The sequence below is a fragment of the Puia dinghuensis genome (assembly GCF_014642875.1).
GTDB classification, from domain to species: domain Bacteria; phylum Bacteroidota; class Bacteroidia; order Chitinophagales; family Chitinophagaceae; genus Puia; species Puia dinghuensis.
On the sequence record NZ_BMJC01000027.1, the window covers coordinates 1 to 563 of the forward strand.

The following is a 563-nucleotide window of genomic DNA, read 5'->3' on the forward strand; positions in this document are numbered from 1 at the left end:
CAGGTTGAGGTAGTTGTAGGTGATGGCATCGATGGCCTTGTTGTTGTCCAGGTTCAGATTCCCATTGCCGTCATAAGTATAATCATACGCCTGCTTCGTGCCCTTGTAATGGAAGTCGCCCAATTTCGACAGCGAATCATTGGCCGCATCGGCCACCTGGGATAGCTTATTACTATTGTTCTGATAGGAATACATCAACGAGTCGATCGTCACCGAGCCCCCCACCTTGAACCCTCGCTGGTTCATCGACAGGATATTGCCATTGGCGTCATAGCTCAGCCCGCTCACCGAGTAGTCGATATAGCTGTTGTCCCAACTGCTGCCACTCGTATTCTGCACAAAGGCGGCACCTACCAGCCGGTTCACATTGTCATAGGTAAAGTCGTATTTCCTGCCCACACCATCGCCAGCACTCTTCCACACCGTGCCCGCAATATTACCATTATAGCAGGGATTGAGATAGCTGGTCGTCCCGGCAATCGAGGTGGTCTTATCATAGCCCAATTCCATCCCAAAATAATGGTTGGCCGAATCCCCTACATATTTCCTATTGATCCCCGTCA

At 50.6% G+C, this 563-nt stretch carries 1 pseudogene; it reads right to left on the reverse strand.

Annotated features, from left to right (window positions below):
* A pseudogene (locus tag IEY39_RS29655) lies at positions 1–563 on the reverse strand (DUF6443 domain-containing protein); the annotation flags it as partial.